The sequence below is a fragment of the Parafrankia sp. EUN1f genome (genome assembly GCF_000177675.1).
In the GTDB taxonomy this organism is placed as follows: Bacteria; Actinomycetota; Actinomycetes; order Frankiales; family Frankiaceae; genus Parafrankia.
The window spans coordinates 103,046-109,880 of sequence record NZ_ADGX01000004.1 but is presented as its reverse complement, the minus strand read 5'-3'; the positions used below and the strand labels follow the sequence as shown (position 1 = coordinate 109,880).

7 protein-coding genes are annotated in these 6,835 nt (G+C 70.5%); 2 read left to right on the top strand and 5 right to left on the bottom strand.

Annotated elements, in window-relative coordinates; genetic code table 11:
- Window positions 1-658 (top strand): TetR/AcrR family transcriptional regulator (locus FREUN1FDRAFT_RS02105; protein WP_006538281.1); only part of this gene is annotated, 658 nt, incomplete at its 5' end.
- A gap of 316 nt (window positions 659-974) precedes the next feature.
- Here the strand turns inward: FREUN1FDRAFT_RS02105 and FREUN1FDRAFT_RS02100 are convergent.
- The 4 genes from FREUN1FDRAFT_RS02100 to FREUN1FDRAFT_RS02085 all read right to left on the bottom strand — a co-directional run bounded on the left by FREUN1FDRAFT_RS02100 (window position 975) and on the right by FREUN1FDRAFT_RS02085 (window position 3,870).
- Complete coding sequence (locus FREUN1FDRAFT_RS02100) at window positions 975-1,211, bottom strand: hypothetical protein (protein WP_006538280.1); 237 nt, start codon at window positions 1,209-1,211, stop codon at window positions 975-977.
- Window positions 1,208-1,816 (bottom strand): restriction endonuclease, encoded by a 609-nt coding sequence (locus FREUN1FDRAFT_RS02095; RefSeq protein ID WP_006538279.1) that lies wholly within the window; start codon window positions 1,814-1,816, stop codon window positions 1,208-1,210. Before FREUN1FDRAFT_RS02095 ends, FREUN1FDRAFT_RS02100 begins: the two co-directional genes overlap by 4 nt.
- Before the next feature lie 248 nt (window positions 1,817-2,064).
- Window positions 2,065-3,048, bottom strand: a complete 984-nt coding sequence (locus FREUN1FDRAFT_RS02090) for an LLM class flavin-dependent oxidoreductase (RefSeq protein WP_006538278.1) — start codon at window positions 3,046-3,048, stop codon at window positions 2,065-2,067.
- Between the two features lie 30 nt (window positions 3,049-3,078).
- A complete protein-coding gene (locus tag FREUN1FDRAFT_RS02085; RefSeq protein WP_006538277.1) occupies window positions 3,079-3,870 on the bottom strand; it encodes a crotonase/enoyl-CoA hydratase family protein in 792 nt (263 codons plus the stop codon).
- Between the two features lie 249 nt (window positions 3,871-4,119).
- Between FREUN1FDRAFT_RS02085 and FREUN1FDRAFT_RS02080 the strand changes: the two genes are divergently transcribed.
- The gene (locus FREUN1FDRAFT_RS02080; protein WP_006538276.1) at window positions 4,120-5,388 is read left to right on the top strand and encodes a CaiB/BaiF CoA-transferase family protein; all 1,269 of its coding nucleotides are present in this window, start codon (window positions 4,120-4,122) and stop codon (window positions 5,386-5,388) included.
- Window positions 5,389-5,419: 31 nt separating this feature from the next.
- Here FREUN1FDRAFT_RS02080 and FREUN1FDRAFT_RS02075 read toward each other — a convergent pair whose 3' ends face one another.
- Window positions 5,420-6,571: an LLM class flavin-dependent oxidoreductase gene (locus FREUN1FDRAFT_RS02075; protein WP_006538275.1), complete on the bottom strand. Its 1,152-nt coding sequence runs from the start codon at window positions 6,569-6,571 to the stop codon at window positions 5,420-5,422.
- Window positions 6,572-6,835: the final 264 nt, after the last annotated feature.

Below are 6,835 nucleotides of genomic sequence, written 5' to 3'. Positions count from 1 at the left end.
CGGCCGGCGGGCTGGCGGTGGCCGGGCCGCCGGGTCGGGCGAGTCGGAGCGCCGGGCGGCGATCGTCGGGCTGGCCGCCGACCTCTTCGCCGAGCGCGGCTACCGGGCCACCACGGTACGCGAGATCGCGGACGCGGCCGGGATGCTCTCCGGTAGCCTGTACCACCATTTCGACTCCAAGGAGTCGATCATCGACGAGCTGCTGTCCAGCTACCTGGACGACCTGCACCGCGAATACGAGGCCATCGTCGAGCGGGGCGGGACGGCCGTCGACCTCATCGACGGTCTCGTGCGGGCGGCGTTCTCCTCGGTGGCCCGGCACCGCGCCGCGGTCACCGTCTTCCAGAACGAGCGGGTGCACCTCATCCAGCTTCCGCGCTTCGCCTATCTGACCGCCGCCGAGCAGTCGACCCAACGGCTGTGGATGAAGGTGCTGCGCGACGGCATCGCGGCCGGCCAACTGCGCGCCGACCTGGACCCGAAGATCACCTACCGGCTCCTGCGCGACTCGGTCTGGGTGTCCGTCCGGTGGTACTCCCCCGGCGGGCGGCTGTCACCCGACCAGCTCGCCGACCATTTCCTGCGCATGCTCCTGGACGGAATCCGCCCGCACGGCCCGGCCACCGGCGCCGGCAACCCACCGCCCACCATTCCCTGATACCCCGGAGCACAGCCGACCGTCCGAGGAGTGGAGGATTTTCGTCATCCCAGAGCCCGGCGCAGAATCCCGAGCCTCGAGGTTCCGCTGCCGCCGCCGCTTCCGAGCAAGCAGTGAGGATTTTGGCTGCTGCAGCAACCGAAACCCTCACTTCTTGCGGATTACCAAGCGACCCCGCCGCCCCGTTTGTCCCTATTGGTGCGAATTGCTGGCGCTGCGTGGCGGCGCGGGATCCCCGATGGGTCGCAGTGCGGCGGGTGGACGTGACGTCGACCGGCGGAAGCGGTCAGGGACAAGAAGCTACTGAGGCGCCGCACTAGTCGAAGATCCCATAGAAGCGGAACCCACCGTAGGCAAACACGAAGCAACCGAGCGCCAGTAGATCACCGCGGGCGATCAGCTGGAACCCGTGATCGTGGCAGCGGCTGAGCAGCCCCCGGCGCCGCCGATAGCACAGCCGGCCGGTCGAGCGGGTCGCCGCGCCACAGCGGGACAGCCAGTACAGACCCGCGAACAACGGCAGAAGCACAACGCACACGAACAGCACGATCATCGTGAGGCCTCTCCAGGTATGGGCGAGACGTCGATGTGGCCTTGTCGGGGAGCGGGGATACCGGGCAGGATCCGCTCGCCGACCATCCACCGCGCCAGCAGTTCCCGGTCGATCATCCGAATGCGGTGACGTTCCCCGAATTCCGCGGCCGCGGTGGTGAACCGGCCCGACGTGACCATCACCGCGATATCGGCACGGTGGTCCGTCCACGCGCAGCCGTTGAAGTCCCGCACCTCGGACGGGCCGACGGCACGGCTGCGGTAGTGCTTACACTGCACCGCGATCTGGGCCCCGCGCGGGGTGCGGGCGAGCACGTCCACACCCCCGTCCCCACGGCCCCCGACGACCCGAACCCGTCGGCAGCCGTCGCGAGTCAGCAGATCCGCGACGTGATGCTCGAACTCGGTCGGGCTCAGGGTGTCGAGGGCAGCAACCGCGACTCTCCGGCCGATCTCGCGGATCCTGCTGGCGCGCACCGCGCGCCAGATCCCGATGGCCGCCGCCACCGCGAGCAGCCCGAGTGGCAGCGTCCACCAGCCCAACGCCGCCGCGACCCCCTGGACGATCAGGGCGAGGCACACGAGGCCGAATGCGACCGCCGCCAACGGCCCCGACGGGCCGGCCGATGGACGCCCGCGCGCCCGGTGAGCCTGAGACGGACGAGTACGGCGAGCACTCGGACGACGCCGCGAAGCCGAAGAACCCCGACGAGCCACCCATTCACTATTCACACACAACACGACACATGGGTGCGCTTCGATCACGTCGCGGGGACATCTCGTCACGCAAATGGCACGAGAGCCGGCCCGCGTGTCATGTCCAGGAAAGCGCTACCTGAGCCTTGCCATGGACATCAGGGATGGAGCGCGGGCAGGACCTTGTCGGTGTAGAGGTGCAGGCTCTCCCAGCCGTCGGCGGGCGGCAGGCCGCCGACGAGCGGGTGCAGGACCATCGTGTCCATCGGGCCGGCGGCGCGGGCGCGTTCGACGCACTCGGCGGGGGTCAGGACCTCGTAGACGCCCTCGGCGCGCAGCTCGTCGACGGTGTCGGCGTGTGAGCGGACCGCCGAGGTCTGGCCCGGCTGCTGCCAGGAGGCGTAGGCGCGGGCCTCATGCAGAAAGTGGTGGCCGAGCCGCGCCCAGGCCCGGTCGGGGTCGTCGGCGAGGAACGTCAGCCGGGTCCGCTCCGGCGGCATGACGACGAAGCCGGACGTCCCATGCGCGGTGAGCTGTTCGGTGTAGTAGGCGGCGAGTGCGGGGTCGTTCCTGGGCATGCAGAACGGCAGGCCGAGGCGGGCGGCCCGGCGTGCCGACACCGGCTTTCCGCCGCCGACCCACACCAGGGAGGACGGGGCGCGCCGCGGCACCGGGGTGAGCCGCACCTGAGCACCCTCGTGCTCGAACGGCTCGCCCGACCAGACGGCGAGCAGGGTTTCCAGGGCCTCGTCGAGCGCCCGGCCGCGGGCCTTCCAGTCCCGGCCCAGCGCCGTGTACTCCTCCGGCCGGTACCCGAGACCGGCGACGATGGTGAGCCGCCCACCGCTGGCGAGGTCGAGCACCGCGAGCTCCTCGGCGAGCCGAGGCGGGTCGTACAGCGGCACCAGCAGTGCCTGGATGATCACCCGCAGCCGGGACGTCGCACCGAGGATCATCGCCGCGTTCAGCAGTGGCGCGGGGCTCCAGCCATCGCCGGACGCATGATGTTCCTCCAGGCTGACCAGGTCGATGCCGTGCGCGTCGGCATGGCGGGCCATCTCGATGCCCGCGGCGTAGGCGGCGCAGAGCCCGGCCGGGTCCAGGCCGGGCACGGCGAAGTTGAAGCGCAGCACGGTGAGCACGCCGGCTCCTCTCGGGTGATCCGTCTCGGGTCAGCGGCCGGTGTAGACGGGGGGGCGGCGTTCCTTGAAGGCGCGGGTGCCCTCCTTGGCGTCCTCGGTGGCGAAGACGGGCAGGCCGATCTCCAGCTCGCGGGCCAGCGCCTCCGCCTCGGGCAGCCCCTCGGTCTCCCGCACCGAGCGCTTCACCGCCTGCACGGCCAGGGGGGCGTTGGCGGCGATGCGCTCGGCGACGCGCAGGGCTTCGTCGAGGGCCTTGCCATCCGGGACGACCCGGCTGATCAGGCCGATGTCGGCGGCCTGGGCCGCGGTGATCGTCTCGCCGGTGAGCAGCAGCTCCATCGCCCGCGCGTAGGGGATCTGCCGGCGCAGCCGGACCGTCGACCCGCCGAGTGGGAACAGTCCGCGGGTGACCTCGACGACGCCGAACGTGGCGCTCTCGGCGGCGATCCGGACGTCCGTCGCCTGCAGGATCTCCGTACCGCCGGCGACGGCGGGACCCTCGACCGCGGCGATCAGCGGCTTGGCCAGCTGCTTCGAGCGCAGCAGGGCCCGCCAGGCGATGCCGGTGTCCTCCCGGAAGCGTTTCGCGGCGTCGTCGGCGCTCACCGCGCTGTTCATCGCCTTCAGGTCGGCGCCGGCGCAGAACACCCCACCGGCTCCGGTGAGGATGGCGACGCGGACCGCCGGGTCGGTGTCGATCATCTCCCAGGCGTCGGCGAGGCCCACGATCATGGATGGTGACAGGGCGTTGCGCGCCTCGGGCCGGTTCATCGTCACCACGACGACGGGGCCCGAACGTTCGACCACAAGATGTTCGCTCATCGTGTCCTCCACGGTTCGTTCGCCACGGTGGAGCGCGCTGCCGCCGACTGGTCCCACGGCGCGGCCCCAGACTAGAACACGTACTAGTTTCTGTCGCCCGCCATCACGAAAATCCCTGGTGAGCAGGGCGTTGTGGGATGCGGCCCGGTTGCGCGGTTCGTCATCCGCGGTCGAGCGCGGCGCGCTACCGTCGAAGATCTGACGGGTAGTCAGGTCCGTCGGATCCGTGGAAGTGGAAGGGGAGCAGGCGTGCCCGAGACAGTCACCCCACTGGCCGGCGTCCGCATCATCGAGTGCTCGATGCTCGGGCCCGCCGCCGTCACCACCGCGCTGGCCGACCTCGGCGCCGAGGTCATCAAGGTCGAGCCGCCCCAGGGCGACTACGTGCGGTCGATGACCTGGCCGATCGTCGAGGGGACGTCCCTCATGCACCTGCATGTGAACCGGGGGAAGCGCGGGATCGTGCTGGACCTGCGCACCCCCGGCGGTCGGGCGGTGTTCCTCGATCTCGTCCGCGGCGCCGACGCGGTGGTGGAGGCGATGCGCCCGGGTGGGCTCGCCCGCCGCGGCCTCGGTTTCGAGGCACTGCGGGCGGTGAACCCGGCGATCGTCCTGCTGACGATCTCCGGCTATGGCCTGACCGGCCCGTACAAGGACTATCCAAGCCACGGTGTCGCGTACGACACCTGGGCCGGTGTGGTCACCCCCGTCGTCGACGAGGACGGTTTCACCGCCATTCCCGAGCACGTCTCGCTCGGTATCAACGCCGGCCCGCTCTACGGTTCGCTGGGCATTCTCGCGGGCGTTCTGGCCGCCCGTGCCACCGGTGTCGGGCGGTGGCTGGAGGTGGCCCAGTCCGACGCGGCGGCCGCCGTGGACTGGCTGCGCTCGGAAACCCACCGGGCCTACGAACGCCCGGCGCACGAGGTGACCGGAAACGCCTCCGACGGCGGTCGCCGCCGGCTTCCCGGCACCGCCGGAATGGCCGAGGGCGTCCGTTACAACATCTACGCGACCAGCGACGGCCACATTCTCTTCATGGCGTCCGAGCGGGAGTTCTGGAAGAACTTCTGCGTCGGGGTGGGCCGCGCCGACCTGTTCGACCGTTATCCCGGGGAACGTTACGCCGACCACGCCGCCGGGAACACCACGCTGCGCCGGGAGCTGCGGGCCGTCTTCCTGACCCGCACCAGCACGGAATGGATCGCCTTCGGCGGGCGGGTGAACACCCCGATCGCCCCGGTCAACACTCCCCGCACCCTCGCGGACGACCCCCAGTTCGCCGACCGGCTGCCCTGGATTCCCAAGGAAAGCCTCGGCGCCGACCAGCTGCCGATTCCCATCAGGATCGTCGACGGCGGCCTTCCGCACCCGGCCCGCGCGCCGCGGGTCGGCGAGCACACGGCCGAGGTCCTGCGCGATGTCCTCGGCTACGACCAGGCGCGGATCGACAGTCTGCGAGCCGAGGGAGCGCTCGGCGGCGACGCTCAGGAGCCGCAGTCCCGCCCGCCCCGCTGAACCGCGGCGGCGCGAGCGGGACTGCCGCGGCTCAGCCGGCGGCGGGGGTCGGTGCGTCGTCACCGAGCTGCGCCGCCCGCTGGCGGGTGGTGCTGTGCACCGGGTCCCGGTCGAAGATCGGCAGGACGTGGCGGCCGAACACCTCGACGGCCTCGCAGGCCACCTCGACCGGCATCGTCGTCGACAGCATGCCGAAGGTGAGCTGGTCGGCGCCGATGTCGGCGTAGGTGCGCACCGCCCGCTCGCACTCTTCCGGGTCACCGATGACGATGTGGCCCGCCCCGATCGCGAGGTCGAGCAGCTCGACGGTCGGCTCGGGCAGCACCTGCGGCCAGTCGGGTACGTAGGCCGGCTTCGGGAAGGTGTCGAGGTACCGGTACACGAGGCTGTTCTGGTAGCTCATCGTGATGTCGGTGGCGATCTCCCGGGCCCGGGCGCCGTCCTCCAGGCAGAGCATCTGGCTGGTGACCATGACGTTGTTGTTGACGTACCCGCCGACCGGCTCGGCCTTCTCGATGTTCTTCTTGTAGATCTCGATGAGCGGGGCGAGCTGGTCCGGGGTTCCGTGCGCGAAGCAGAGCACACCGAGCCCCATCCGCGCGGCCTTCTCGAACGTCCCCGGATTTCCCGCCGCCACCCACATCGGCGGATGCGGACGGGTGTACGGCTTCGGCAGCACGTTCCGCGCCGGCATCGAGAAGAACTCACCGTCGTGTTCGTACTCGCCGTCCGCCCACATCTTCGGCAGCTCGGCGACGACCTCGTCGAACATCTTCTTGGTCAGGTCCGGATCGGTGATCCCGAAACCGCGCTGCTCGGTGGTGGACGAGCCACGGCCCATGCCCAGCTCGAACCGCCCGCCGGAGAGATGGTCGAGCATCGCGGCCCGCTCGGCGATGCGGGCCGGGTGGTTCACCGGCGGCGTGATGTTGAAGATGCCGCTGCCGATGTGGATGCGCTCGGTGACCCCGGCGATATAGGCCAGAAAGCTCTCGTTCGCCGACAGGTGCGAGTACTCGTCGAGGAAATGGTGCTCGGTGGCCCAGGTGTACTTGAAGCCGGCCCGGTCGGCGGCCCTGGTCCAGGCCACCTCGTCCATCAGCCGGTTGTGCTCCGCGTTGCGGGGATCGCGCTCCGACAGCCGGCGCGGCAGGTAGAGCGAGTTGAAGATCCCGAATTCCATGGCCGGACCACCTCTCACCGTTCGACTGACGACCGCGGCGCGACGCGCGCGGCCCACCCGGCGCGGCCCGCCCAACCGGCCGACCCGAGCCTCGCTGACCTGACGCCCCGTCCGGAACTCGCGGCTCGACAGCGACAGCATCTAGAACGTGTTCTAGACTCTAGCGACTGGAACCGTGGGTGCAAGAGTCGCCGGACGCCGTCACCAACCCGAGCCAGGACCTGATTCATCGTCAGGTACCGGGGCGCCTGCGTCCGGCTGCTT